Raw genomic sequence first — 25758 nt, forward strand, 5'->3', positions numbered from 1 at the left:
GTTGCCCAAGCGCGCCCAGAGAAAGGGATTTTCGGCGGCGGGGCAATTAAAAAGGCCGGGGTCACCCCCGGCCTTCAGGTCTTGCGATGTGTTCGCGCTTACTCGCGGTTGCTGCCCAGGAATTGCAGCAGGAACATGAACAGGTTGATGAAGTCGAGATAGAGGCTCAGGGCGCCCATGATGGCGGCCTTGCCCAGCCATTCCTGATTGCCCATCGCGGCGTTCTGAACATAGGTGTTCTTGATGTTCTGCGTGTCATAGGCGGTCAGACCGGCGAAGATCAGCACGCCGATGGCCGAGATCGCAAAGGCCAGCGCCGAAGAGGCGAGGAAGATGTTCACGATCGAGGCGACGATCAGACCGATCAGACCCATCACCAGGAAGGTGCCAAAACCCGACAGGTCGCGCTTGGTGGTGTAGCCATAGAGCGACAGGCCCGCAAAGGCGATTGCGGTGATCAGGAAGGTCTGGGCAATCGAGGTGCCGGTGAACACAAGGAAGATCGACGACAGCGACACGCCCATGGCCAGCGCATAGACATAGAAGAACAGTTGCGCCGCGCCGACCGACAGCCGGTTGATCGCCGCGCTGAAGGCGAAGACCAGAACCAGCGGCAGGAACATCACCACCCATTTCAGCGGCGAGGCATAGAGCGTCTGGCCGAAGCTGGTCAGATACTCACCCGCGCCGATCTGTGCCACGCCCTGCGCGGCATCGGTGGTCACGGCAAGGCCGGAAATCGACCATGCGGCGGCGCCGGTGATCAGCATTGCCACGGACATCAGCCCGTAGACCTTGTTCATATGGGCGCGCAGGCCCGCGTCGATCTGGGCGCGGGCGCCAACGCCCACCGTCCCGATCGTGTCATATTGTGCCATCTGAAACCTCCGATTGTTCGAGGGCGCGGTTGGGCCGCGACGCCTTATGACGCAGATATCGGAAGGCCGGGTCGGGATTTCAAGGATTTCCGATGCGGAAATCCTGCATTCGGGCCGCGGCTTTGGCTGAGGTTTGGCTCAGGCGCGCCAGCGCGCGGGAACATCCCAAAGCGGGCGCTGTGCTTCGGCCAGGGCCTCGGCGCGGGTCAGGCCGAGGTCGGCCAGCAGGGTTTCCGGCAGGCGGGCCAGTTCGGCGCGCTGACGGCGCACGGCAAGGGCGGTCGAGATCCCGGCCAGCAGGCGGCGCGGAGTGCCACGCAGCGGCATGTGCCCGATGGCATAATCCGAAGTGTGGAGCGAGGCGAACATTGTCTTTCCTTTCGGGGGTCATTTGCGTCGGTGATCCTTCGGGGGAAATCCATCAGGACACTTGATCCTTTTACCCGAATCGGGTTCATTGCGAAAATGAATGCTTTTGACTTATGATATCAGGATTCGTGATATGGTGCGCAATCTCGACATGACTTCGCTGCGGTCTTTCGTGGCGATTGCCGATGCGGGCGGGGTGACGCGGGCGGCGGGGTTCCTCAATCTCACGCAATCGGCGGTCTCGATGCAGATCAAGCGGCTGGAAGAGATGCTGGATGTGCAACTGCTGGACCGTTCGGGCCGTCAGGTGGGCCTGACGGCGGCGGGAGAGCAGTTGCTGGGTTATGCTCGCCGGATGCTGGCCCTGAATGACGAAGCCTTTGGTCGCCTGACGCAGGATATGCATGAAGGCGAGGTGGTGCTGGGTGTGCCGCATGACATCGTTTATCCCGCCATTCCGCAGGTCTTGCAGCGCTTTGCCAAGGAATATCCGCGGATGCGGGTCACGCTTTTGTCCTCGTTCACGCGGGTTCTGAAGGCGCAGTTCGCGCGGGGCGAATGCGATGTGATCCTCAGCACCGAAGCCGATCTTGAGCCGGGAGGCGAGACGATCGCCGAACTGCCGCTGGTCTGGGTGGGGGCGCCGGGCGGGGTGGCATGGAAAAGCCGCCCGCTGCGGCTGGCCTATGAGCATAACTGCATCTTCCGGCAGGGGGTGCAGGCGGAACTGGACCGCGCCGGCATTCCTTGGGTGATGGCGGTGGAAAGCGACAGCACCCGCACGGTAGAGGCGTCGGTCAGTGCCGATCTTGCGGTGCATACCGTGCTGGCGGGGTCTGAGCCGCCCTATGTCGAACGGATCGCCCATGGCGGCGCCCTGCCGGAACTGGGCCGGATGAAGGTCAACCTCTACCGCGCCGAACCGGCGCATAGCCCCACCGTTCTGGCGCTGGCCGAGATGCTGCGCCGCGCCTATGCCCAGCGGCCCGGGCGGCTGTCGGTGGTGGCCGAGCGGGGCGAGGCTACGGCTGCAGGCTGATCACCAGCTTGCCGGTCGAGGCGCGGGCGGCAAGCCGGTCCAGCGCCTCGGGCAGGGCGGCAAAGGGCAGGGTATCGCTGACATGCGGGCGCAGGGCGCCTTCGGCATACCAGTCGAGCAACTGGCGCAGGCTGGCGTCCAGCACCTCGGGCGCGAAGTTGAGATAGCCGCCCCACCAGAGGCCGATCACCGAAAGGTTCTTGACCAGAAGGTGATTGGCCCTGATCTGCGGCACTTGACCCGAGGCAAAGCCGATGGCCAGAAAGCGCCCCTCGGGGCGCAGCGCGGAAAGGGCCGCCTCACCCGCGGCACCACCCACGGCATCATAGACCACATCGACGCCCCCCAGCGCCTTGAAGGCCGCCTTCAGGTCGGGGGTGTCACTGTCAATCGACAGGTGGGCACCCGCCGCCTCGGCCACGGCGCATTTCGCGGCGCCGCGCGCCACCGCCACCACCCGCGCACCCATCCGCCGCCCGATCTCGACCGCCGTGAGGCCGACCCCGCCCGCCGCACCCAGCACCAGCAGGGTTTCCCCGGGGGCCAGCGCTGCCTTGCGCCCAAGCGCCAGATGCGAGGTGCCATAGGCGATGGGAAAGGCCGCTGCATGATCAAAGGGCATCCCCTCGGGCAGCGGCAACAGCCGGGCCACCGGCACGCAGACCGCCTCGGCCAGGGCGCCCATGCCCAGATAGGCCAGAACCCGCGTGCCGGGGGCGGGCCCGGTCGTGCCGGGGCCAAGGGCATCGACCACGCCGGCCATTTCCATGCCGGGGGTATAGGGGAAATCGGGGCGCACCTGATACTTGCCGTCGCGCATCAGAAGATCGGCAAAGTTGAGCCCGACCGCCGCCACCCGCACCCGCGCCTCGCCCGGGGCGGGCAGCGGATCGGCCAAAGTCTCGAGGGTGAAGGCCCCTGCGGTTTCGGCGACACGCCAAGCTTTCATGCAATTGCCCTTTCCGATTGCGCTCTGGCCATCCTTTGACGGCTTCCGGGCGGGGTCAAGTCGGGTGTTTTCGCATTATGCAAAGTTCTGGTCGCAAGATTGTTGCATTTTGCATCGCATATTGGAATGCTCGCTTAAGGCGAGCGGCACGCGAAGCGCAACCTCATAGCGCGCAAGGTCAAATCTGCGGCGGGTTTCTTGTCCGCTTGTATAATTGGACATATCCAAAAAGACAGGTTTTGACTGTCCTGAAAGAATTTTCGGGGATAAACCGCTCCCCCATCATTTTGGCAATAAACTTGCTTGTATATCTGTGTAGGCAAAACATGCCTGCGTGTCATGAGTTTGTGATCAGGGAACGGAGAGACCAATGAAACACCCCGTCGATGCCCATGTTGGAAAGCGTATCCGGCACCGCCGCTGGATGATCGGGATGACCCAGCAACAACTGGCCGACAAGGTTGGAATCAAGTTCCAGCAGATCCAGAAATACGAAACCGGCATGAACCGGGTCAGCGCCTCGCGGCTCTGGGACATTGCCGACGCCATGGGCGTGACGATTGCCTTCTTCTTCGAAGGGCTTGCCGAGGGTGCCGAACTGGTGCAGGCCGCCGGTGCCGACCTGATGGCGGATAAAGAGGCGCTGGAACTCGTCCGCTCCTACTATGCCATTCCCGAGGCGCAGCGCCGCCGTCTTTTCGATCTGGCCCGCGTTCTGTCTGACGCCGCCTGAACCCTTAGCGAGTGACCTTGTGATTGACCTTGCGCCCCTGTGCCGATAGCCCGGCACGGGGGCGTCTCGTTTCGGGCGCCGGGGATTGCGGAGAGAGCCATGGCCCATCTGAGCGAAGCCGAGACTGGCGAACTGATCGCCACCGCCCATGCGCTGGCCGATGCGGCGCGCGAGGCGACGCTTCTGCATTTCCGCAAGCCGGACCTGACCGCCGATACCAAGGAAACCGAACGGTTCGATCCGGTCACGGTGGCCGACCGGCTGTCGGAAGAGCGGATGCGCGCCATCCTCGCCGCCCGCCGCCCGCAGGACGGCATTCTGGGCGAGGAGTTCGGCCGCAGTGAAGGGACCTCCGGTCTGACCTGGGTGCTGGACCCGATCGACGGCACGCGCGGCTATCTTTCCGGCACGCCGACCTGGGGGGTGCTGATCTCGGTCCGCGACGCGAGCGGGCCGATCTATGGCATCATCGACCAGCCCTATATCCGCGAAAGGTTCGAGGGCGGCTTTGGCCGGGCCGAGGTCAACGGCCCGTCGGGGCGTGCCAAGCTGGCGGTGCGTCCGGCGCGGCCCCTGTCACAGGCAATCCTGTTCTCCACCTTCCCCGAGGTCGGGACGCCCGCCGAAGGCGCGGCCTTCCGCCGGGTGGCAGCGCAGGCCAAACTGACGCGCTATGGCACGGATTGCTATGCCTATGCCCTGATCGCCGCCGGACAGATCGACATCGTGATCGAGGCCGGGCTGCAAGCCTATGACGTGCAGGCGCCGATTGCCGTGATTGAGGCGGCAGGTGGCATCGTGACCAACTGGCAAGGCGGCCCCTGCGCCGAGGGGGGGCAGATTCTGGCCTGCGCCAGCCGTGAAATCCATGCCGAGGCGCTGGCGTTGCTCAACCCGTAGGATGGGCAATATTGCCCATCCCCCCGGCTGACCGGCCGGGCCACGAAAATTTTTCGGCCGAAAAATTTTCGGTCCCCGCCGTTGCGCTTGGCGCAGGCGCCGCGGGGCGTTATCCTGACAGCGCAGCGCGAGTCCTTGATCCCCCTTCTGTCGCGCCCTGTTCCCGGCCCACCGAAGGGGGTGGACCCAAGGGGAACGTCATGTCCGAAATCCTGATCCGCAATGCCGCCGCCGTCGTGACGATGGATGCCGCACGCCGCGAAATCGCCGGGGGCGATGTGCTGATCCGCGGCGGCCAGATCGCCGCCGTGGGGCAGGGGATCGTCGCCCCCGCCGCGCAGGTGGTGCAGGCGGCGGGCTGTGTCGTCACCCCCGGCCTCGTCAACACCCACCACCACCTTTACCAGACCCTGACCCGTGCCGTTCCGGGCGGTCAGGATGCGCTGCTCTTCGGCTGGCTGAAAACGCTCTATCCGATCTGGTCGCGCTTTGGCCCCGAAGAGATGTTCGTCAGCGCGCAGATCGGTCTGGCGGAACTGGCGCTCTCGGGTTGCACGATGACCTCGGACCACCTCTATCTTTACCCCAACGGAGCGCGGCTGGACGATACCATTGCGGCGGCGGGCGAGGTGGGGCTGCGCTTTCACCCCACCCGCGGCGCGATGAGCATCGGCGAGAGTGCGGGCGGCCTGCCGCCCGACAGTCTGGTGGAACGGGAAGAGGCGATCCTGCGTGACATGATCCGCGTGGTCGATGCCTTCCACGATCCGCGTGAGGGGGCGATGGTGCGCGTCGGCCTTGCGCCCTGCTCACCCTTTTCCGTCAGCCGCGACCTGATGCGCGAGGCGGCGCTGCTGGCGCGCGACAAGAAGGTGATGCTGCACACCCATCTGGCCGAGAATGACGAGGATATCGCCTATTCTCTGGCGCAGTTCGGCTGTCGTCCCGGCCAATATGCCGAAGACCTTGGCTGGACCGGCGATGATGTCTGGCACGCCCATTGCGTGAAGCTGGATGCGGGCGAGATCGGCTTGTTTGCCCGGTCGGGCACCGGGGTTGCGCATTGCCCCTGCTCGAACTGCCGGCTGGGTTCGGGCATCGCGCCGGTGCGGGCGATGCGCGATGCTGGGGTGAAGGTGGGGCTGGGCGTGGATGGCTCGGCCAGCAATGACGCCGGAAACCTTGTGGCCGAGGCGCGGCAAGCGCTGCTGTTGCAGCGTGTGGCGCGTGGCGCCGATGCGATGAGCGCGCGCGAGGCGCTAGAGATTGCAACTTTGGGCGGCGCGCGGGTGCTGGGCCGCCCCGATTGCGGCAGTCTGGAGCCGGGAAAGCGCGCCGATCTGGCGATCTGGGATGTGTCGGGCATCGAAAGTGCGGGCTCCTGGGATCCGGTGGCGAGCCTGATGCTCTGCGGCCCGACCCGGGTGCGCGACCTCTATGTCGAAGGGCGCGCGGTGGTGCGGGAGGGGCAGATGGTGACCATCGACCTGCCTCGCGCAATCGAAACCCAGAACCGCCTCGCAGCGCGGCTGATGGGCTGAGGGCTGCCCAGGATTTCGGCCCGGCCGCCCTTGGCTGACCCCGGAGGGGTTTTGCACCCCTCCGGACCACCCCGCAGGATACTTTCAGAGAGAGGATGGCAGGGGCGGGTTGCGGTTTTTGACAACGCATCCGCGCCCGAATCCGGGCCGTGCGCAGATTTTCCTTCCCTCCCCTCCGATGCCGCGCTATGAGCGGCCCATGATCGCGCAAAGCACCCTTCGCTTCCTGCCCCGACGCCGACGCGCCACCGCGTAAGCGCCCGATCCTGCTTGGCCTGCGCCCCGGCGCGATTGCCGCAACCCGCCTTCCATTGTTGACCTTTCCGCCCGGCCTTGGCACTCCTTGGCCTTCCATACGGGAGACTTCCATGATTTCCGCCGTCCTGCCCACCTATAACCGTGCCCCCATCGCCTTTACCCATGGCGAGGGAAGCTGGCTGACCGCCGAGGACGGCACGCGATACCTCGACCTTGGTGGCGGTATTGCGGTGAATGTGCTGGGCCATGCCCATCCGGCACTGGTGGCGGTGCTGACCGAACAGGCGGGCAAGCTCTGGCATGTCTCGAACGTCTACCGCATCCCCGAACAGGAGCGGCTGGCAGAGCTTCTGGTGGACAAGACCTTTGCCGATACGGTCTTCTTCACCAATTCAGGGACCGAGACGGCGGAACTGGCCATCAAGATGGCCCGCAAATACCATTCCGACAAAGGCACACCCCGGGCCGAGATCCTTGCCTTCGAGGGCGCCTTCCATGGCCGCTCGACCGGCGCCATCGCGGCGGCGGGGTCGGACAAGATGACCAAGGGCTTTGGCCCACTGATGCCCGGTTTCCGGCAATTGCCTTTCGGCGATCTTGATGCGCTGACCGCCGCCATCAGCGACCAGACCTGCGCCGTGATCGTCGAACCCATTCAGGGCGAAGGCGGCATCCGCAGCCTGTCGGACGCTTTCCTGCGGAAACTGCGCGACCTTTGCGACCAGCATGGTGCCCTGCTGATCTTTGACGAGGTGCAATGCGGCGTCGGGCGCACCGGCAAGCTTTTCGCCCATGAATGGGCCGGGGTTGCGCCGGATATCATGATGGTGGCCAAGGGGATTGGCGGCGGCTTCCCGCTGGGCGCCGTGCTTGCAACGGAAAATGCCGCTTCGGGCATGGTTGCAGGCACCCATGGCTCGACCTATGGCGGCAACCCGCTGGGTTGCGCCGTCGGTGCGAAGGTCATGCAGATCGTGGCCGATGACGCGTTCCTTGCCGATGTCAGCCGCAAGGGCGCGCAATTCGCCCAAGGGCTGGAGGGGTTGGTTGCGGCCCATCCCACCGTGTTCGAGGCGGTACGCGGGCAGGGCCTGATGCTGGGCCTGAAATGCAAGGCGACCAATACCGATGTGGTCAAGGCCGCCTATGGCCAGCACCTGCTGACCGTGGCCGCCGCCGACAATGTGATCCGCCTGCTGCCCGCGCTCAACATTCCTGAGGCCGATATTGCCGAGGCACTGGCGCGGCTGGACGCCACCGCCCGCGCGCTGGAGGGCTGAGATGCTGGCCACCCGCGAACAGGCCGAGCGCAGCCGGCGACGAATGACAGGCACCGAGCCCGCATTTGCCCTTCGCCAAATACTCCACGGGGGTCCGGGGGTGTGAAACCCCCGGCGCCTGCCGGCAAGACCGACGCCCAGAAAGCTCTGCCATGAAGCATTTCCTTGATATCCACAAAACCGACGCCGCCGATCTGCGGTCGATGATCGACAATGCGCAGGCGATGAAGACCGCCCGTCAGGGCCGCCCGCGCGGTGCGCCCGATGATGAACAGCCGCTTGCCGGTCGCATGGTGGCGCTGATCTTTGAAAAACCCTCGACCCGCACGCGCGTTTCCTTCGATGTCGGCGTGCGGCAGATGGGCGGGCAGACCATGGTTCTGTCCGGCAAGGAAATGCAGCTTGGCCATGGTGAGACGATTGCCGACACCGCCCGGGTGCTGTCGCGCTATGTCGATCTGATCATGATCCGCACCTTTGAAGAGGCCACGCTTCTGGAGATGGCCGAACATGCCACCGTTCCGGTGATCAATGGGCTGACCAACCGCACCCATCCCTGCCAGATCATGGCCGATGTGATGACCTATGAAGAGCATCGCGGCCCGATCGCGGGCAAGAAGGTGGTCTGGGCGGGTGACGGCAACAATGTCTGCGCTAGCTTCCTGCACGCGGCGGGGCAGTTCGGTTTCGACTTCACCTTCACCGGCCCGCAAACCCTTGACCCCGAGGCGGAATTCGTCGGTTTCGCCCGTGAGAAGGGCTCAAAGGTGCTGATCGAGCGCGACCCGTTCAAGGCAGTGGATGGCGCCGATCTGGTGGTCACCGACACCTGGGTTTCCATGCATGACCCGGAATCCGCCAAGGAGCGCCGCCACAACCAGTTGCGCGGCTATCAGGTGAATGAGGCGCTGATGGCGCGGGCGCGTCCCGACAGCCTGTTCATGCATTGCCTGCCCGCCCATCGCAATGACGAGGCGACCAGCGCCGTGATGGACGGCCCGCATTCGGTGATCTTTGACGAGGCCGAGAACCGCCTGCACGCGCAAAAGGCCGTCATGCGCTGGTCGCTCGGAGTCTGAAACTGGGGGGCTGAACATGTCGGCGCTGCCGCATCCACAGCTTCGGGCGGTGCTGGAACCGGCCTATCGCCCCTGCGCGGGCTTCGGAACCTGTGCCGAAGCCGTATGGCGACCCGAGGCGGGCCACGTTCCGCGCGGTTTTCTGGGTGCGACGGGCCGGCTGGACGAGGTGCGGGCGGTTCTGGTCTTTGCCGAGCCAGGCGGGGTCTATCCTGATGATTTCTATGACCCCGGCCTGCGCCCGGACCAGTTTCTGGCGCAGGCGGTGGCGGAAACCGGGCGGATCATCGCGGCCGGAACCGACCTTTTCCACCGCAACATCCGCAGCTTCCTTGACATGATCCTGCCCGGACAGAGCCTGCCCGATCAGTTGCGGCAGGTCTGGCTGACCGAGGGGCGGTTGTGTTCGGTCGCGCAAGAGATCGGCGGGCGGCGTGACCGGCGCTGTTCGGAACTCTATCTGCGGGCGCAGATTGCGCTGATGCCGCAGGCGGTGGTGATCGCCTTTGGCGGCAAGGCGCAAGCCTATCTTGCGGCGCTGAAGCTGGAGCATGTGAAGGCGGTGGCGCTGTCGCCGCCCGGCGCCAACCATCGCGGTGCCCGGCCAAGCTGGGAGGCGGCGGCGGCCATGGTGCGGGCGCGGCACGGGTGAATCCGCCCCTTGCCTTTGGCTGATTTCCGGCGCCTCCTGCCGCCAGCGCAACAGGAGGCCGTCCATGCAATCGCCCGTCCCGTCCTTCACCCATTCCCTGACCGCCCTGTCGAAGATCCTTGCCAAGGCCGAAACCTATGCCGAGGTCCGCAAGATCAAGCCGGATGTGATCCCGCAACTGCGGCTGTTCCCCGATATGCTGCCCTTCTGGCGGCAGGTCACCATCGCCTGCGACCATGCCAAAGGGGCGAGCGCCCGCCTTGCCGGGGTCGAGGTGCCGTCTTTCCCGGACACCGAAACCACTCTGGCCGAGTTGCAGGAGCGGATCGCAAAGACCATCGCCTTTATCCAGACCCTGCCCGACAGCGCCTTTGACGGGGCCGAGGCGCGCATGATCACGGTCAAGGCCGGCCCGCGTGAGCTGAGCTTTCCGGCGGTGCAGTATCTGAACAGCTATGCCGTGCCGAATTTCTATTTCCACATGTCCACGGCCTATAACATCCTGCGTTCTGGTGGGCTCGAGATCGGCAAGGTCGATTTTCTGGGGGGCTGAGGGTGACCACCGCGCTTCTGATCATCGACATGCAGATGGGCATGGCCGAGCGGACTGCCGCAGGCCGCCCCCGTGCCAATCCACACGCCGAAGCGCATGTGGCGGCGCTGGTCGCGCTGTTCCGCGCGCGGGGGCTGCCGGTGGTGCATGTGCATCACGACGATGCCGACCCCGCCTCGCCCTTTCGTCGGGGGCAACCTTCTGGTGCGCCGATGCCCTGCGCCGAACCGGCGGCGGGCGAGGTGGTGTTCTGGAAATCCGGCTCATCGGCCTTTGCGGGCACCGGGCTGGACGCCCATCTGCGACGGCAGGGGATAGATCGGCTGGTGCTGGTGGGGGCGGTGGCGGCGTTCTGCGTCACCTCCACCTGCCGCGCGGCCAGCGATCTGGGCTTTCAGGTGGTCCTGCCGGGCGATGCGCTGATCGGTTTCGACATTCCTGCCCATGATGGCGGGCGGATTGATGCCGAAACCGTGCTGCGCGTCACCCTTTCGTTGCTGGGCGCGGATTTCGCCCGGCTGGTGACGGCGGATCAGGTGGCCGGGCTGGTCTGAGCCGGGGCGTGCAGCCGGTCGGCCGCCGCCACCCGCCCGGCCAGTGCAGCGACCACCAGCAGAAGAATGGCAACCGCGCCATAGGTCAGCCGGAACCCGGCATGTTCGGCGACCCAGCCGATCGAGGCGGGGGCAATCAGGATACCCGCATAGCCGACCATGGTGACGGTGGAAATCGCCTGCCCGGGCGGCAGGCCGACATGGTTGCCCGCCGCCGAAAACAGGATCGGCACCATATTGGCCACGCCGAAGCCGGCCAGTGCAAAGCTGGCGATGGCCAGCACATCCACCGGCGCCAGCGCACCGCCCAGCAGCCCCGCCGCGCCGATCAGCCCCGAAAACCGCAGCGTCTGCACCGCGCCGAAACGGCTGCGCAGCCCATCCCCGGCAAAGCGCATCACCGCCATGGTTCCGGCAAAGAAGGCGAATCCCAGACCCGAGCGGAACAGGTCTGCCCCCAGCTCCTTGGCCAGATACAGCGCCGCCCAGTCCAGGACCGCCCCTTCGGGCACCATGGAAAACAGCGCCATCGCCCCCAAGAGCCACAGCCCGGCATCGCGCGGAATCAGATGGCCGCGCCGTTGCGGGGCAGCCGCGTTGCGCCGGGCAGGCGGATCGGGCAGCAGGAAGGGCATGGCGCCAAAGACCAGCGCCGCCGCCCCGGCCGAAGCCAGCAGCGCCTGCCCCTCGGCCCCCAGATGTGCAATCACCCAAGCCCCGGCCGAACCGCCGACAAAGCCGCCAAGGCTCCAGAACCCGTGCGACGATGACATGATGGCACGGCCCAGCCGCCGCTCGATCGCCACGGCCTGCGCGTTCATCGCCACATCCATGCAGCCCGCCATGGCACCGAACAGCGCCATGGTCAGGGCCGTCAGCGGTAGGGAGTGGGAAAACACCACCGCAGGCAAAATCGGGATCACCGACAGCGCAAAACCCCGCAGCACGCTGCGCGAGCCATAGCGCGCAATCAGCCGCCCCGAGAACAGCATCGCCCCGACCGCGCCAAAGCCAAGGCCCAGAATCAGCAGCCCCAGCATGGTTTCGGTGATGCCCAGCCTTGGCAGGATCAGCGGGATCTGCGGCGCCCATGCCCCCATGGTCAAGCCGTTCGCGGCAAACATCGCCGCCACCGCCCAACGCGCGCGCCGCGCCGCGGTCTCCCGATTGCCCGTCATTGTCCTGCTCCGCCTCTAAGGCCCGTCGCCGCCGGTTCCTGTTAGCGCGAACGTTTATGCCCGGGTGCCGGGGAAGGGCAAGCCGGGCAGGCTGCACCTTTTGTTGCGATTGTTACAGCCGCGGGGTCTTGGCAAACCGCCATTCGGTGATCTGGCGCAGCGGGGCGCCGGGGGCTAGCCGGATCGGCGGGAAACCCGGCTTGTTCGGTGCGTCGGGCCAGCCTTGGGTTTCCACCGCGATCCCCTCGTAATATCCGCCGCCGGGGCGTTGCGCGCCGCGCCCGTCATAGACCTGCACGCCCGGCTCGGTCGTGGCGACCTCCATTTCCAGACCGCTTGCGCCGCGCAGCCACAGCACCGGGCGCAAGGCCACCTGGCCGGCACCAAGGCAGAAGCAATTGTCCAGCGGCGGTTCGCCCGGCGCAATCGCCCTTCCGGCGCGAAAGTCGAACGGGGTGCCCGCGACGGGCATGATCTCGCCCGTGGGGACGAAATCCTCATCCGTGGGCAGCATGGCCTCGGCGGCGATGCGCAGGTGCTGGCCGGTCCAGTCGGCGCCGCCATCCATCGTCCAGTAACTGTGGTTGGTGGCGTTGAAGAGGGTGGGCGCGTCAGTCTCGGCCGCAAGCTCAAGCCGCAGGGTGGCGGGCGCGGTGACCGAAAACCGCGCGATCAGGCGGCGGTTGCCCGGAAAGCCGCCCAGACCGTCGGGCATATCCAGCGCAAGGGCGGCATGATCTGCGCCCGCCTCGACAATCTCCCAGAGCTGGGCATGGGCGCCGGTGCTGCCGGAATGCAGGTTGTGCCGCCCGTTGAAATTCGTCTCAAAGTGCAGGATGTGGCCATCCAGCAGTGCCTGTGCATTGGTGAGGCGGTTCACCACCGGGGCGATTATGGCCCCATGATAGCGCAAGTCGCCCTCGTAATCGGCAAGCTGGTCAGACCCGAGGGTCAGGTCATGTGCCACCCCCGCCAGCCGCACCGATTGCAGCACGCCGCCCCAAGTCAGCAGGCTGACCGTCAGGTCGCCTGCCGCAAGGGTGATCTTGTCCACCTGCCGGCCATCTGCCGTTTTGCCGAATGCGCTGATCGTCATTGCCTTGCCTCCCCGTTCGGGCGCCACAGTCGGCACCCGGGAGCGCGGCGTCAACCCTTCAGGCAGGTGGCCAGCGTGTCGGCGATGCTGCGCAGCAGGGTTTCATAGGCGGCTGGCCCCGGTTCCAGCGTGGACCCCACCGGGTCGAGCGCGCCGCCGATCCGCACGGTGCTGCCTTCGGCAAGCTGGGTCAGAAGGGCCGGGTCATGCTGCACTTCGGGAAACAGGCAGACGATACTGCCCGCCGCAATTCCGGCCTGCAATTCGGCAATATGCGCGGCGCCGGGCGCCGAAGCATCGCCCAATGCCAGATGGCCTGCCGCTTGCAGCCCGTAATGCGCGGTGAAATAGCCATAGGCATCATGGAAGGCGACAAAGGGCTTGTCCGCGACCGGCGCCAGTTGCGTCTTGAGATCGGCGTCAAGCGTGGCGATCCGGGCACGCGCCGCTTCGGCATTGGCGGCATAGGTGGCGGCATTCTCCGGGTCGAGCCGCGTCAGTTCGGCGGCGATCAGCCCGGTCCAGATCAGCGCGTTCTGCGGGTCCAGCCAGGCATGGGGATCGGTGCCGGCATGGTCGTGGCCGGCCTCGTCATGTTCCTCCTGCGTATGTTCCTCCCCGTCTTGCGGGGCATAGCTGTGCCGCAGGGTGGGTGCGGCATCCAGCAGCGGCAGTTGCGCGGCGGGGCTGCCTAGCAGGGCGCGCTCCAGCCACGGCGTCAGCTCAGGCCCGATCCAGACGGCAAGGTCGGCCTCGGCAATGCTCTGCATCTGGCTGGGCTTCAGGGCAAAGTCATGCTCATCGGCGCCCTTTTCCAGCAAAAGCTGCGGCTGGCCCAGATCGCCCATCACCTGCGCCACCAGGGCGTGGACCGGCGGAATGTCGGTGACAACCCGCGGCACCTCGGCAAGGGCGGGGCTGGTCAGCAGGCTGGCAAGGGCAAAGGATATGGTATAACGCATGATCTTCTCTTTCGCGGCTCTGCGGAAGGAGATACACTGTAATAGTATAACATTGCAAGGTGTCGCATGGCCCATCTGCACGAAACCGCCTGCCCGGGCTGTGAAAGCCCCGATCTGGCCTTTGCCCGGCATGATCATGCCCATTGCGCCAGCGACGCGCTGACCCGGGCCGAGGCGCTGGCGGCTGCGCGCGGGGTGCGGCTGACGCCGGTGCGGCGCCGGGTGCTGGAGATATTGCTTGAGGAACACCGGGCGCTGGGCGCCTATGATGTGCTGAACCGGCTGGCCGCCGAAGGTTTCGGCAATCAGCCGCCCGTGGCCTATCGGGCGCTGGATTTCCTTGAAGAACAAGGCTTTGCCCACCGCGTTCGCCGCCTGAACGCCTTTGCCGCCTGTATGCATCCGGGCGAGGCGCATTCCCCCGCCTTCCTGATCTGCCGCGCCTGCGACAAGCTGTCCGAGGCGCCCGCCGCCCCGATCCGGGCGGCACTTGAGGCCGCCGGGGCCGAGATCGGCTTTACCGTCGAAGGATCGTCTGTCGAGGCGCTGGGTCTCTGCCCCGATTGCCGCGGGGCGGGAAAATGAGCCTGCTGGCCGCCGAAAATCTGGTGGTCCGCTTCGGCGCGACCGAGGCGCTGTCGGGTGTCTCGCTGGCGATCGAGCCGGGCGAGATCGTCACCATTCTGGGGCCGAACGGTTCGGGCAAGTCCACGCTGTTGCGCGCGCTTCTGGGCATCTTGCGGCCGGCATCCGGGCAGGTCATCCGGGCGGCGGGGCTGCGCATCGGCTATGTGCCGCAAAAGCTGGCGGTGGACCGGGCGATGCCGATGACCGTGCGCCGCTTTCTGTCGCTGCCGGTGCGGGTGGGGGACGGCGCCGCGCGGGCCGCGCTGAAGCGCGTGGGGCTGGAGGGGCTGGAGGGGCGGCAGATGTCGGCCCTGTCGGGCGGGCAGTTTCAGCGGCTGCTGCTGGCGCGGGCGCTGCTGGTTGAGCCGCAGATCCTGATTCTGGACGAGCCGACGCAGGGCCTTGACCAGCCGGGCGAGGCCGCCTTCTACCGGCTGATCGAAGAGGTCCGGCGCGAGACGGGGGCGGCTGTGCTGATGGTCAGCCACGATCTGCATGTGGTGATGGCGGCATCCGACCGGGTGATCTGCCTGAACCACCATATCTGCTGTGAAGGCACGCCGCGCGTGGTGTCCACCGCGCCGGAATACCGCGCGCTGTTCGGTCTGGGCACCCAAGGCGCGCTGGCGCTGTATCAGCATGTCCATGATCACGACCACCACGATCATTCCCACGATCACCACGACCATGACCATGACGGGCACCACCATGCTTGACGATTTCCTGACGCGGGCGGCGCTGGCCGGGGTGGGGCTGTCGCTGGCGACCGGGCCTTTGGGGTCTTTCGTGGTCTGGCGCCGGATGGCCTATTTCGGCGACGCCACCGCCCATGCCGCCATTCTGGGCGTGGCGCTGGCGCTGGCGAGCAACATGCCAGTGGGGGCGGGGGTGCTGGTGGTGGCGCTGGCCATGGCGCTGACGGTTTCGACGCTGGCGACGCGCGGCTGGGCGATGGATACCACTTTGGGCGTGATGGCGCATGGCGCGCTGGCCTTTGGCCTTGTGGCGATTTCCTTCGTGCCGGGGGTGCGCAGCGATCTGCAAAGCTGGCTCTTCGGCGACATCCTTGCGGTGACGCGGGGCGATCTGGCCTTCATCTGGGGGGGCGCGGCACTGGTTCTGGCGCTGCTTGCGTGGCGCTGGCAGGCGCTGGTGACGGCGACGGTGAACGAGGAACTGGCCTGGGCCAGCGGCCTGAACCCGGATCGGGAGCGGCTGGTTCTGACGCTGGCCTTGGCGGTGGTGGTGGCGGTCGCGCTCAAGGTGGTGGGGGCGCTGCTGATTGCGGCCATGCTGATCATTCCGGCGGCGGCGGCGCGGGCCCTGTCGCGCACGCCCGAGGCGATGGCAGCGGCGGCGGCGGCCATCGGTGCGGTGGCGGCGCTGGGGGGGCTGGCGCTGTCGCTGTGGCAGGATACGCCAGCGGGGCCGTCGATCGTGACCGCCGCCGCGGTTCTGTTCGCGGCGGCGGCCCTGTTCGGGCGGGCGCGGCGGGGCTGAACCCGCCGCGCCCCGGCTTCACGACACCAGCCGTTTCAGCGGCGGGATGTTCGACAGGATCAGCACATCCAGCGCCAGCACCGCCAGAATCGTCAGCCCCAGCACGGGGAAGGCCAGCGACATAAGCCCGGCGATCAGCACCACGCCCTTGAGCTGCGGCAGATCGGCTGGCGCAGGCGGCGCTGCCAGACGCGGCGCGCCTGCCGGGCGGCGCTTCCACCACAGCACCACGCCCGAGACCGGCAGGAAGATCATCGACAGGCAGAACAGCGTGTTCAGCGCGATGTTCCAAAGCCCCATGTCGCCTTCATGAAAGGCGATGCCCCAGGCCATGAATTTCGCATAGGGCGAATAGTCGGAATATTGCACATCGGCCAGAACATTGCCGGTATACTGGTCGATATGCAGCGTGCGGTCCGCAGCCGGGTTCGGCCCGTCATTCGACATGCTGTCATGGCTGATGGTCCAGACGCCTTCGGCCCCGTCCGGCAGGTTCACCTGATAGCGGCGGTCAAAGCCCAGCCCGTCGGCAAAGGCCGCCACGCTGTCGATGGTCACCGGCCCCTGAATGGCCGTCGCCCCGGCCAGCGAACCGGATTCCGGCATCGGCACCTTTTCAAGGTTCCATGGCACCTCTTTGGAGCCATTGTGGTTCATGCTGGCATGGGTCTTGTCCGACAAGGGAACGTTGTTCCACTTCTCGGCTGGGAAAGAGTTCCAGCCCTGAATCATCTTGTCGCCCCAGATGCCGGTCCAACTCAGCCCGGACACGAGGAAGGCCACCATCACCAGCGACATCCAGAAACCCAGAACGCCATGCAGCGATTTCCACAAGGCGCGGCCGCGCTTGGCCAGATCGGGAACCAGCGTGGATTTCAGCGTTCCGCCACTCCGCGGCCAATGCAGGTAAACCCCCGTCACCACCAGCAAGAGCGCAAGGCTCGCCGCAATCTCGATCAGCCGGTCGCCGGTATCGCCCAGCATCAGCGTGCCGTGGATCGTGTTGGCGAAATCATACCAGCCATCCCGCCATGGGAAGCTGTGCAGCACTTCGCCGGTGTAGGGGTTCAGGGTGACCCCCGCCTTGCCGGCATCGGTGGTAATGGCGAAGACCGCAACATGGTCGGGGCCGAGCGGGGCAACATATTGCGTCGCCCAGCCCCCCGGAACCGCCTGTTCCGCTGCCGCCTGCAGCGCGCTGACGGGCAGGGGGCTGCCTTGGGGGGGGACGGTCATCTTCTCATCCCCGAGGCCCGCCAGAACGCTGATCCACAGCATGATCAGCCCGGTCACCGCCAGCATGAGAAGGAAGGGAACCACATAGAATCCGGCATAGAAATGCCAGCGCCATGCGGCGAAATACAGCTTTTGCCCACGCGCGGGGGCATTGGTCTCGATGCTTGCCATCGAAAGACTCCTTGATTGATTTCGAAAAAGGGTTCGGAAATCAGGTCAGGGACGGCGGACCGCGGGCATAAAGCCCGCGCGGGTCATGCGCGGGCCACCAGACCACCGAGGCGGTGGCAGGTGTCACCGCGCGGGCCAGCTGGGTGGGGGCCGAGAGGGTGAAGGGCTGCACCAGATCGGGCACAGCCTGCGCCATGGCCCAGCCGCAGGCGGCGCGTTCGGCATCGGGGGCCTTGGGCCGCATCTCGCCGGTTTCAGGGTCCAGCACCATCTGCACCGTGCCCTGGCCCGCGCAGATCACCATGACCAGCCCGCCGTCATCGTTCTGGCGCGGCATGACCCCCGGCGGCAACACTGCCAGAACCACCAGCGCCAGAAGCACCGGCAGCCGCCACATGGCCGCGCGCAGGCGGCAAAGGGTTGGCCCTTGGGTCATGGCGCCGTTCTGCGCCCGGGCACCGCTGCCGGTCAAGTCCCCGTGATCGCCGCCGATGCCGCTTTCGGACAGCCATGTCGTTTTTCGCCGTCAGATGTCGGCCAGCCTTGCCCGTTTCCGCTGGCATCGGGCATGTATGATGGCAAATTTGCCCCTTGCGGAGTCGTCCCCCATGAAAACCCACGTCAAAGCTCTGGTCGTCGGCGGCGGTGCCGTTGGCAACGGCATTGCCTATCATCTGGCCAAGGCGGGTTGGGAGACCATGCTGGTCGAGCGGGATGAGCTGACTTCCGGCTCGACCTGGCACGCGGCGGGTCTGCTGCCCCTGTTCAACATGAGCTTTGCAACCACCCATATCCACAAATACTCGGTCGATTTCTACAAATCGCTGGAGGCTGAAACCGGCCTGAACGCCGGTTTTGCGGTGGTCGGCAACCTGCGGATGGCGCAGCGGCAAGAGCGCATGGATGAATACATGCTCTATTCCTCGGTGGCCGAAACCGCCGGGGTTTACCATGAGTTTCTGACGCCGAAAGAGATGAAGGACCGTTGGCCGCTTCTGCGCACCGATGATCTGGTCGGCGCGCTTTATCACCCGCAGGATGGTTACATCAATCCGGCCGACGTGACCCAAGCCATGGCCAAGGGCGCCCGGCAGCGTGGCGTGACGATCGAGCGCAAGGTGCAGGTTGACGGCTATAAGTGGACCGGCAGCGAGTGGATCGTGTCCTGCACCCGGATGGTCGAGCAGGGCGGCAATCTGGTGCCTTCGGACGAAAAGTTCGAGATTCGTGCCGAGCATGTGGTGACGGCCACCGGCAACCACGCGCAGCGCACCGCGCGTCTGCTGGGGGTGAAGATTCCGGCCATTCCGGTGGAACATCAGTTCATCGTGACCGAGCCCGATCCGATGCTGGTGGAATACCGCAAGAACAACCCGGAACATCCGGTGCTGCGTGATGCCGACGCGAAATGGTATGTCCGCGAAGAGCGCGGCGGCTGGATCCTTGGGCCGTATGAAAAGGGCGCCCCGGCGCGGTTCGAATATTCGGTGCCCGACAGCTTCCGCGCCGACCTGTTCCCGCTGGATCTGGAGCGGATCGAGGCGGAATACATGTCGATGATCCACCGCCTGCCCTCTTCGGAAGTAGTTGGTCTGAAAGACGATTTCAACGGCCCGATCTGCTATACCCCCGATGGCAACCCGCTGGTCGGCCCGGTGCCGGGCCTGCGCAACATGTGGATCGCGGAAGGCTTCTCGTTCGGGATCACCGCGGCGGGCGGCACGGGCTATTATCTGGCGCAGATGATGGTGAACGGCGAAGCCGAGATCGACATGGCCAGCCTTGACCCGCGCCGTTACGGCAACTGGATGACCACCGAATATGCCGCGCGCAAGAACGAGGAGTGCTATGACCACGTCTTCATCCTGCACCACCCGGATGAAGAGCGTGAAGCCGCCCGCCCGCTGCGCACCGCCCCGGTCTATGACCGCCAGAAGGCGCTGGGCGCGCAGTTTGGCCAAGTGAACGGCTGGGAACGTCCGATCTACTACGGCCCGCTGAACGCACCGGAAGATTTCGACCATCACACCCGCAGTTTCCGCCGCGGCGGCTGGTGGCAATATGCGGTGGAAGAGGCCAAGGCGATCCGCGAGACGGCTGGCCTGATCGACGCCACCGCCTTCACCAAACACGTTGTCAAAGGCCCCGGTGCGACCGCGTTCCTCGACTGGTTCACCTGCAACGCGCTGCCGAAAGTGGGCCGGATCAACCTGACCTATGCGCTGACCCCCGCTGGCACCACGCGCACCGAATATACCATCGTCCGCAATGGCGAGAATGATTACTACCTTGTCTCGGCAGGCGCCTGGACGGCTTACGATGCCGATTATCTGCGCAAATGCGCGGAAGATAAGGCGCCGGAGTTCGGCTATATCGAAATCCATGATGTGACCACGCAGTGGGGTGTGTTTGCCCTTGCCGGGCCGAATGCCCGCAAGATTCTGGCCGAGGTGATCAAGGACGAATTCCCGGAAACGGCGCTGTCGAACAAGCGCTTCCCCTGGCTGTCGGCGCGGCGGATTGAACTGGGTATGTGCCCGGTCAATGCGATCCGTGTGGCCTATACCGGCGAATTGGGCTGGGAATTGCACCATCCGATCGAGATGCAGCGCTATCTTTGGGACTTGCTGTTGAAGGCGGGCGAAAAGCACGGGCTGAAGCTGGTCGGCGCGCGGGCGCAGAACTGGCTGCGGCAAGAGAAGTCATATCGGGCGTTCGGCAACGAACTCGGCCGCGATGCGACGCCGTTGGAGGCTGCGCTGGATCGCTTCGTTGATCTGAAGAAGGATTTTCAGGGCAAAGAGGCGATGCTGGCCACCGGAATACGCTCGAAATGCTGCACGCTGCTGATCGACGGGCCGGCAGACACCGATCCGTGGGGCAAGGAAGCGCTGCTGCTGGATGGCGTCAAGATCGGACGCCTGACCTCGGGCGGTTATTCGGTGGCCTTCGGCAAGCAGATCGGCATGGGCTATGTGCGGCCCGATCTGGCGGAAGTTGGCACCAAGCTGAAGGTGCGCATGAACCGCGAGCTTTGGGACGCCGTGGTGGTGGAAGACAGCCCGTTCGACCCGTCCAACGCGCGCATCCGCGTGGATGGTTGAGCGGTAGATCTTTCGCCGAAAAATCCAGGGCGGCCCCGCAGGGGGCCGCCTTTTCAATTCTGCGCCGCCAGCCAGGCGGCAAAGGCGCGGCGGTCGCCGGCAAAGGCGTTCAGATCGACCTTGCCCTTGATCCCCGGCACCAGCCCGGTGCCGGAATATTGCCAGATCAGCCAATGCTGCCCCGGATAGCGGTCTGACGGGTGGGCGGCGGTGGAGCGCAGCCAGAAATCGACGCCCTCCATCTCCCACAGCCGGTTTTCCTCATAGAAATCGACCGTGGTGTAGAGGATCGGGCGCTGGCCATAATGCGCCTCTACCGCGTTCAGAAAAATCCGCGCCTCGGCATGAACCTCGGCCACGGGGCGTTTGCCGGAACAGGTGGGGGAATGCGGGTTCCATTCCATATCCAGCACCGGGGGCAGGGCGCCCGAGCGGCGCGGCACATGGGCGATGAACCAGCGCGCCTGCTCGATCGCGGGGCGGCAATGGTAGAAGAAATGATAGGCGCCGCGCGGGACGCCCGCCGCCGCCGCTTCGGCCCAGTTGCGGGCAAAGGCAGGGTCCACCCGGTCGCCGCCCTCGGTCGCCTTGAGGAAGGCGAAGTTTACGCCATGGGCGCGGGCGGTGGGCCAGTCGATCTCGCCCTGCCAGACCGAGGTGTCGATGCCGTGAACGCTGTGGCTGCGCGGGCTTTCGGCGCCCCAATCCACCGGGTGGGCATCGCCGAAATCCGGCGCGGTGACGTGAAAGGCGGGTGCGGCGCCTTTTGGCGCAGGCGGCCTAGGGGCACATGCGGCAAGGGTAAGCGCCAGAGACAGAAGGAGAATCGTACGGATCATGCCCCATGGTGGCAGGCGACGCCGGGCCTGTCAGCCCTGCGCCGCCGTGCCGGGGGGCTTTCCGCCGAAGGGGGCGGTTCGGCGGTGCCGCTGCCCTCAGCGGCCAAAGTCCGCGGCGGTCACCTGACCGTCACCGTCGCGGTCCATGATCGCCAGCCAGTCCGCCGTGCGGCTGGTGAACTCCTCGCGGCTGACCATGCCGTCGCCATCGGCATCGTTGAAGCCGCGCATCATGCCTCCTTCTTCGGGCATTCCCTTGCCGTGACCCATGCCCATACCGTGGCCCTTGCCCCCGCCCTGACCCATGCCGGCACCCATCTCTTCGCGCATCATCTCCTGATCGGCGCTGCGCATCTCGTCAAAGGCGCTGTATTCCTCGGCAGACAGTTTGCCATCCTCGTCGGCATCAAAGGCGGTGAACAGGTCGTTGCGTTTGGTCATCGCCTCGTCCAGTGTCACGATCCCGTCGCCATCCTGATCCCAGTTTTGCAGGAAATGCGCACCGGGCGTCATGGTTTGGGCCGACGCGGCAGTTCCCAGCAGCAGGGTCAGCGCGAGAAGCGGAACAGTGGTTTTCATGGTTTCCTCACATTCTTTAATTTGCATGTGAGTTAAACGCAGCCCCCGACCGCTTCCGTCGCGTCATCCTGCCGCAGCCGTGAATTCGTCCCAGGCGGCCAGCGCATGGGCGGCATACATCAGCGCGGGCCCGCCCCCCATCTGCACGCACATCGCCAGAACCGAGCCCAGTTCGGCGCGGCTGGCGCCGGCCTTCATGAGCGCCTCGACATGCAGGTTCACGCAGGGCTCGCAGCGCTGGGTCACGGCGATGGCAAGGGCGACATATTCGCGCTGCTTCTTGTCCAGCGGACCATCGGCCATGGCCCCCGCAGACAATGCGCCAAAACCCTTGGCGGTTTCGGGGTTCAGCTTGTGCAGGCTGCGCAGTTCATTGCGGATTTCCCGGGTCTTTTCCTGATAGCTGGTCATGGCACACTCCTTCTGCGCCGCCGGAATGGCAGGCGCGGGGCGCAGGGGCGTTGACGCAGATCAAATATATTCAGTTATTTGAATTTATTTGCGGCAGACCAACATCAGATTGTTGGCCGGCATCTCGCGCGGCTGCATCGACAGACCTGCCGCCTGCAATTGCGCGGTCACCCAGCCCAGATCCTTGTAGCCGATGGTGCTGTCCTGCGCGCGCAGGCTGGCATCGAAAGCGGCATCGCCCGGGCTGGTGGCCTGCCCATCGCGCAGGAAAGGGCCGTAGAGAAAGGCAACGCCTTGCGGGGCAAGGGCGCGGGAAATCTCGTGCAGCACAACGGCCGCAGCGGCCTGCGGGATCAGGTGCAGCAGATTGACCAGTAGCACCGCCGCACAGCCGGGCCAGTCCGCCGCCCAACCCGGCGATGTGGCGTCAAGCGGCCTTGGCGCAGCGATCCGGCCGGTCGAGGTTGCGGCCCAGGCCCGGATCGAGGCGAAGGTGCCGGGGTCGGCATCGGTCGGCTGCCAGTCCAATCCGGGCAGCGCCGCCGCAAACAGCGCGGCATGCAGCCCCGAACCCGAAGCGATTTCCAGCATAACACCGCGGGCGGGCGCTTCTTCCTGCAAGACTTGCAAGATCGGCGCGGCATTGCGGGCCGCCGAGGGCACCATGCGCCGCCCGTCTGACAGCACCTCGGCGCCGGTATCGGGCAGCCGCAAGCTCATCCAAAACGCGCGGGCGAGAGGGCGGCGATCAGATCAGCCGAGAGCGCCGGGGCCCGCCCGCCGATCAGGTCCGCGGCCAACTGGCTGGCCGCGGGCGAGGATTGGAAGCCGTAGCCACCTTGCCCTGCCAGCCAGAAGAACGACGGCACCTGCGGGTCCGGCCCGATCACCAGCACGCGGTCGGGCGAGAAGGTGCGCAGGCCGGCCCAGTTCGACAAAAGCTTGGTCACCGGCTCGGTCACCATTTCCTCATACCGCGCCAGACCTTCGGCCAGCACCATGTCATCGGCCCATGCATCTTGCGGCGGCATCGGATGTTCTTCGGCGGGCGAGACGATCAGCGCCCCGGCATCCGGCTTGGCATACCAGGTTTCGCCCACGCCAAAGAGCATGGGCCAGCCCGAAACGTCATGCCCGCCCGGTGCGGGTATCCGCGCCATGGAACGGCGGTTGGGCGTGAACCCCTTGGGCGCCACCCCGGCCAGCGCCGCAATCTCATCCACCCAAGCCCCGGCAGCATTGACGATCTGGCGGGCGGCAAACTCCCCCGCCGCCGAAGTCACCCGCCAACCGGCCCCATCACGGGCAATCGCGCTGACACGGGCGCTGGTCAGGATCTGCGCGCCATTGGCCTTGGCTTCACGCGCAAATCCCTGGATAAGCAGATCGGTGTCGATGTCCCATGCGTGCATCGCCATGGCGGCATGGGCGACCTGATCGTTCAGGATCGGCACGATGGACCGCGCCTCATCCACCGAAATCACATCCAGCGCCATCAGGCGGCTTTCGGCGGCATGGGCCTCGGCCTCATCCGCCTTGCCAAGGATCATCATGCCCCGCGGCGCAAGCAGGTCGGGGATTGCGCGAAAGTAGTCACCCGAGGCCAGCGACAGTTCCACCACGGGTTTCAGCCCGTAATGCGGTTCATAAAGCGCGGCAGAGCGGCCCGAGGCGTGATAGGCCAGATGCGGCTCGGCTTCGAGCAGCACCACGCTGCCCAGATGCGACAGCCGTGCCGCCGCCGAAACCCCGGCGATCCCGCCGCCGATGATCAGAAAATCCGCCGTCATATGCCGTCCAACCCCGTGCCATTCCGGGCGTCAAGCTGCCACGGCGCGCGGCGAATGGAAACCCCGGCAGCGACGCGGGCGGTCGCCTTCGGCCCCCCACAACGGGAAACCGAAGGCGCCGGATGGGTCAGCCCTGTTTGGTTGCCTTCAGTTTGTCGATGCCAAGGGTCTTGAGCGCCAGCGTTTCATAGAAGGGTTCCGAAGTGCCCTTGCGCAGCTTGCGGATGAAGTATTTCTCGAAGCCGATCTTGGCCAGATGCACCCATTTGCCCGAGGACGACCAGTTGACGTTGCGCGGTGGAATCTGCGGCTGGGCGACAAAGGCCACACCCCCGTCGCCGAAATCGGCAAGGCAGACCGCGTTCCAGCTTCCGACCTGATCGGGCGCCTTGCCGCGCACGATGTTGCCGATGTTATGGGCGGTGGCCGTCACCATGCTTTCGATCATGAAGCCGGTTTTCGGCACGCCGCAGGGCACCGGGGTCGGCCCCATCGGCGGGATGGCGACGCAAACGCCGACGGCGAAGATGTTGGGATACTTCGGGTTCTGCTGGTGGTTGTCCACGATGGTAAAGCCGCGCGGGTTCGACAGCCCCTCGATGCCCGACACCGCTTTGATGCCACGGAAGGCGGGCAGCATCATGGAAAAGGCGAAGGGCAGCTCGCGCGTGGCCTTGAGGCTGCCATCCTCGGCCATTTCTTCGACCGTCATCTTGCCGTCTTCGACCTTCTTCACCCGGGCCGAGGTGATCCATTTGATATGCTTGGCGCGCATTTCGCTTTCCAGAAGGCCCTTGGTGTCGCCCACACCGTCAAGGCCGAGATGGCCGATATAGGGTTCGGGGGTGACGAAGATCATCGGCACCTTGTCGCGGATCTTTGCCCGGCGCAGCGCGGTTTCAAGAATGAAGAGGAATTCATAGGCCGGGCCAAAGCAGCTTGCGCCCTGTGCCGCGCCGATGATCACCGGGCCGGGGTTCTTCAGTAACTGCTCGAACACCTCGCGGGCTTTCAGCGCGTGGTCGATATGGCAGACCGACTGGGTAAAACCGCCATGCGGGCCGAACCCCTCGATCTCGTCAAAGGCCAGTTCCGGCCCGGTGGCGATGACCAGATGGTCATAGGTCAGCGTGCTGCCATCGACCAGCGTGATGCGGTTCTCCTCCGGGTGCAGTTTTTCGGCCGCCACCGCTTTGAAAGCGATGCCCTTCTTCGCCATAACCGGAGCCAGATCGACGGTGATATCCTCGCGCTCGCGCCAGCCGACGGCGATCCACGGGTTCGAGGGGACAAAGTGATAGGTCGGTTCTTTCGTGACCACGGTTATCGTGTCTTCCGCCCGCAACTGATCCCGCAATTCATAGGCCATGATCGACCCACCCAGACCTGCCCCCATCACGACCACATGTGCCATCACTGTTCCTCCCTCGGATGCCGATGGGGAATATACATTCGTATATGTGAATTTGAAATCACCCAT

At 65.6% G+C, this 25758-nt stretch carries 27 protein-coding genes; 13 read left to right on the forward strand and 14 right to left on the reverse strand.

Features of this window, described 5'->3' with window-relative positions:
* Positions 1 to 98: 98 nt before the first annotated feature.
* A complete protein-coding gene (locus tag HS053_RS09400) occupies positions 99 to 878 on the reverse strand; it encodes a Bax inhibitor-1/YccA family protein (RefSeq protein WP_174210983.1) in 780 nt (259 codons plus the stop codon).
* Between the two features lie 138 nt (positions 879 to 1016).
* Positions 1017 to 1247 (reverse strand): DUF1127 domain-containing protein, encoded by a 231-nt coding sequence (locus tag HS053_RS09405; RefSeq protein ID WP_174210984.1) that lies wholly within the window; start codon positions 1245 to 1247, stop codon positions 1017 to 1019.
* 133 nt (positions 1248 to 1380) lie between these two features.
* On the opposite strand from HS053_RS09405, the gene HS053_RS09410 reads away from it, so the two are divergent.
* The gene (locus tag HS053_RS09410; protein ID WP_174211198.1) at positions 1381 to 2286 is read left to right on the forward strand and encodes a LysR family transcriptional regulator; all 906 of its coding nucleotides are present in this window, start codon (positions 1381 to 1383) and stop codon (positions 2284 to 2286) included.
* Here the strand turns inward: HS053_RS09410 and HS053_RS09415 are convergent.
* Entirely contained in the window at positions 2270 to 3235 is a 966-nt protein-coding gene (locus HS053_RS09415) for an NADPH:quinone oxidoreductase family protein (protein ID WP_174210985.1), read from the reverse strand. The genes HS053_RS09410 and HS053_RS09415 overlap by 17 nt on opposite strands.
* A gap of 370 nt (positions 3236 to 3605) precedes the next feature.
* Between HS053_RS09415 and HS053_RS09420 the strand changes: the two genes are divergently transcribed.
* From HS053_RS09420 to HS053_RS09455, 8 genes are all read left to right on the forward strand, one after another.
* Positions 3606 to 3968 (forward strand): helix-turn-helix domain-containing protein, encoded by a 363-nt coding sequence (locus HS053_RS09420; protein ID WP_174210986.1) that lies wholly within the window; start codon positions 3606 to 3608, stop codon positions 3966 to 3968.
* A 99-nt stretch (positions 3969 to 4067) separates the two neighbouring features.
* On the forward strand, positions 4068 to 4868 hold the full coding sequence (locus HS053_RS09425) for an inositol monophosphatase family protein (protein ID WP_174210987.1): 801 nt from the start codon (positions 4068 to 4070) through the stop codon (positions 4866 to 4868).
* A gap of 200 nt (positions 4869 to 5068) precedes the next feature.
* Positions 5069 to 6409, forward strand: coding sequence for an 8-oxoguanine deaminase (locus HS053_RS09430; protein WP_174210988.1), 1341 nt, complete (start codon positions 5069 to 5071; stop codon positions 6407 to 6409).
* 368 nt (positions 6410 to 6777) lie between these two features.
* Positions 6778 to 7947, forward strand: coding sequence for an aspartate aminotransferase family protein (locus HS053_RS09435; protein WP_174210989.1), 1170 nt, complete (start codon positions 6778 to 6780; stop codon positions 7945 to 7947).
* A gap of 152 nt (positions 7948 to 8099) precedes the next feature.
* A complete protein-coding gene (gene argF / locus HS053_RS09440) occupies positions 8100 to 9026 on the forward strand; it encodes an ornithine carbamoyltransferase (protein ID WP_174210990.1) in 927 nt (308 codons plus the stop codon).
* Between the two features lie 16 nt (positions 9027 to 9042).
* Positions 9043 to 9678: a hypothetical protein gene (locus HS053_RS09445; RefSeq protein WP_174210991.1), complete on the forward strand. Its 636-nt coding sequence runs from the start codon at positions 9043 to 9045 to the stop codon at positions 9676 to 9678.
* Between the two features lie 64 nt (positions 9679 to 9742).
* Positions 9743 to 10231: a DUF1993 domain-containing protein gene (locus HS053_RS09450; protein WP_174210992.1), complete on the forward strand. Its 489-nt coding sequence runs from the start codon at positions 9743 to 9745 to the stop codon at positions 10229 to 10231.
* A gap of 2 nt (positions 10232 to 10233) precedes the next feature.
* Positions 10234 to 10785, forward strand: a complete 552-nt coding sequence (locus HS053_RS09455) for an isochorismatase family protein (RefSeq protein ID WP_174210993.1) — start codon at positions 10234 to 10236, stop codon at positions 10783 to 10785.
* On the opposite strand, the gene HS053_RS09460 is transcribed toward HS053_RS09455, so the two are convergent.
* From HS053_RS09460 to HS053_RS09470, 3 genes are all read right to left on the reverse strand, one after another.
* A complete protein-coding gene (locus tag HS053_RS09460) occupies positions 10764 to 11963 on the reverse strand; it encodes an MFS transporter (protein ID WP_174210994.1) in 1200 nt (399 codons plus the stop codon). The two genes, HS053_RS09455 and HS053_RS09460, sit on opposite strands and share 22 nt — an antisense overlap.
* 112 nt (positions 11964 to 12075) lie before the next feature.
* Positions 12076 to 13059: an aldose epimerase family protein gene (locus tag HS053_RS09465; protein ID WP_174210995.1), complete on the reverse strand. Its 984-nt coding sequence runs from the start codon at positions 13057 to 13059 to the stop codon at positions 12076 to 12078.
* A gap of 50 nt (positions 13060 to 13109) precedes the next feature.
* Positions 13110 to 14021 carry a zinc ABC transporter substrate-binding protein gene (locus tag HS053_RS09470; RefSeq protein ID WP_174210996.1) on the reverse strand — a complete coding sequence of 304 codons (912 nt, stop codon included), beginning with the start codon at positions 14019 to 14021 and terminating at the stop codon, positions 13110 to 13112.
* Positions 14022 to 14087: 66 nt separating this feature from the next.
* Between HS053_RS09470 and HS053_RS09475 the strand changes: the two genes are divergently transcribed.
* The 3 genes from HS053_RS09475 to HS053_RS09485 are packed head-to-tail and all read left to right on the forward strand — an operon-like array spanning position 14088 to position 16148.
* On the forward strand, positions 14088 to 14606 hold the full coding sequence (locus tag HS053_RS09475; RefSeq protein WP_174210997.1) for a Fur family transcriptional regulator: 519 nt from the start codon (positions 14088 to 14090) through the stop codon (positions 14604 to 14606).
* Positions 14603 to 15364 (forward strand): metal ABC transporter ATP-binding protein, encoded by a 762-nt coding sequence (locus tag HS053_RS09480; RefSeq protein WP_174210998.1) that lies wholly within the window; start codon positions 14603 to 14605, stop codon positions 15362 to 15364. Before HS053_RS09475 ends, HS053_RS09480 begins: the two co-directional genes overlap by 4 nt.
* A complete protein-coding gene (locus HS053_RS09485; protein WP_174211199.1) occupies positions 15357 to 16148 on the forward strand; it encodes a metal ABC transporter permease in 792 nt (263 codons plus the stop codon). Before HS053_RS09480 ends, HS053_RS09485 begins: the two co-directional genes overlap by 8 nt.
* Positions 16149 to 16166: 18 nt before the next feature.
* Here HS053_RS09485 and HS053_RS09490 read toward each other — a convergent pair whose 3' ends face one another.
* Both HS053_RS09490 and HS053_RS09495 read right to left on the reverse strand, forming a co-directional pair.
* Complete coding sequence (locus HS053_RS09490) at positions 16167 to 17555, reverse strand: PepSY-associated TM helix domain-containing protein (protein ID WP_174210999.1); 1389 nt, start codon at positions 17553 to 17555, stop codon at positions 16167 to 16169.
* 40 nt (positions 17556 to 17595) lie between these two features.
* Positions 17596 to 18027 carry a DUF2946 family protein gene (locus HS053_RS09495; protein WP_174211000.1) on the reverse strand — a complete coding sequence of 144 codons (432 nt, stop codon included), beginning with the start codon at positions 18025 to 18027 and terminating at the stop codon, positions 17596 to 17598.
* A gap of 136 nt (positions 18028 to 18163) precedes the next feature.
* Between HS053_RS09495 and HS053_RS09500 the strand changes: the two genes are divergently transcribed.
* Positions 18164 to 20659 carry a GcvT family protein gene (locus tag HS053_RS09500; protein WP_174211001.1) on the forward strand — a complete coding sequence of 832 codons (2496 nt, stop codon included), beginning with the start codon at positions 18164 to 18166 and terminating at the stop codon, positions 20657 to 20659.
* Between the two features lie 53 nt (positions 20660 to 20712).
* Here the strand turns inward: HS053_RS09500 and HS053_RS09505 are convergent, their stop codons facing one another.
* From HS053_RS09505 to HS053_RS09530, 6 genes are all read right to left on the reverse strand, one after another.
* Complete coding sequence (locus tag HS053_RS09505; protein WP_174211002.1) at positions 20713 to 21498, reverse strand: glycoside hydrolase family 25 protein; 786 nt, start codon at positions 21496 to 21498, stop codon at positions 20713 to 20715.
* 96 nt (positions 21499 to 21594) lie between these two features.
* Positions 21595 to 22077, reverse strand: coding sequence for an EF-hand domain-containing protein (locus tag HS053_RS09510; protein WP_174211003.1), 483 nt, complete (start codon positions 22075 to 22077; stop codon positions 21595 to 21597).
* A 63-nt stretch (positions 22078 to 22140) separates the two neighbouring features.
* The gene (locus HS053_RS09515) at positions 22141 to 22488 is read right to left on the reverse strand and encodes a carboxymuconolactone decarboxylase family protein (RefSeq protein ID WP_174211004.1); all 348 of its coding nucleotides are present in this window, start codon (positions 22486 to 22488) and stop codon (positions 22141 to 22143) included.
* An 84-nt stretch (positions 22489 to 22572) separates the two neighbouring features.
* Positions 22573 to 23208: a DUF938 domain-containing protein gene (locus tag HS053_RS09520; RefSeq protein ID WP_174211005.1), complete on the reverse strand. Its 636-nt coding sequence runs from the start codon at positions 23206 to 23208 to the stop codon at positions 22573 to 22575.
* Positions 23205 to 24278, reverse strand: coding sequence for an NAD(P)/FAD-dependent oxidoreductase (locus HS053_RS09525; RefSeq protein ID WP_174211006.1), 1074 nt, complete (start codon positions 24276 to 24278; stop codon positions 23205 to 23207). The genes HS053_RS09520 and HS053_RS09525 overlap by 4 nt, the downstream gene beginning before the upstream one ends.
* Positions 24279 to 24405: 127 nt before the next feature.
* Complete coding sequence (locus HS053_RS09530; protein ID WP_174211007.1) at positions 24406 to 25692, reverse strand: NAD(P)/FAD-dependent oxidoreductase; 1287 nt, start codon at positions 25690 to 25692, stop codon at positions 24406 to 24408.
* Positions 25693 to 25758: the final 66 nt, after the last annotated feature.

The sequence above is a fragment of the Tabrizicola fusiformis genome, from assembly GCF_013328815.1.
Taxonomy (GTDB): Bacteria; Pseudomonadota; Alphaproteobacteria; order Rhodobacterales; family Rhodobacteraceae; genus Fuscibacter.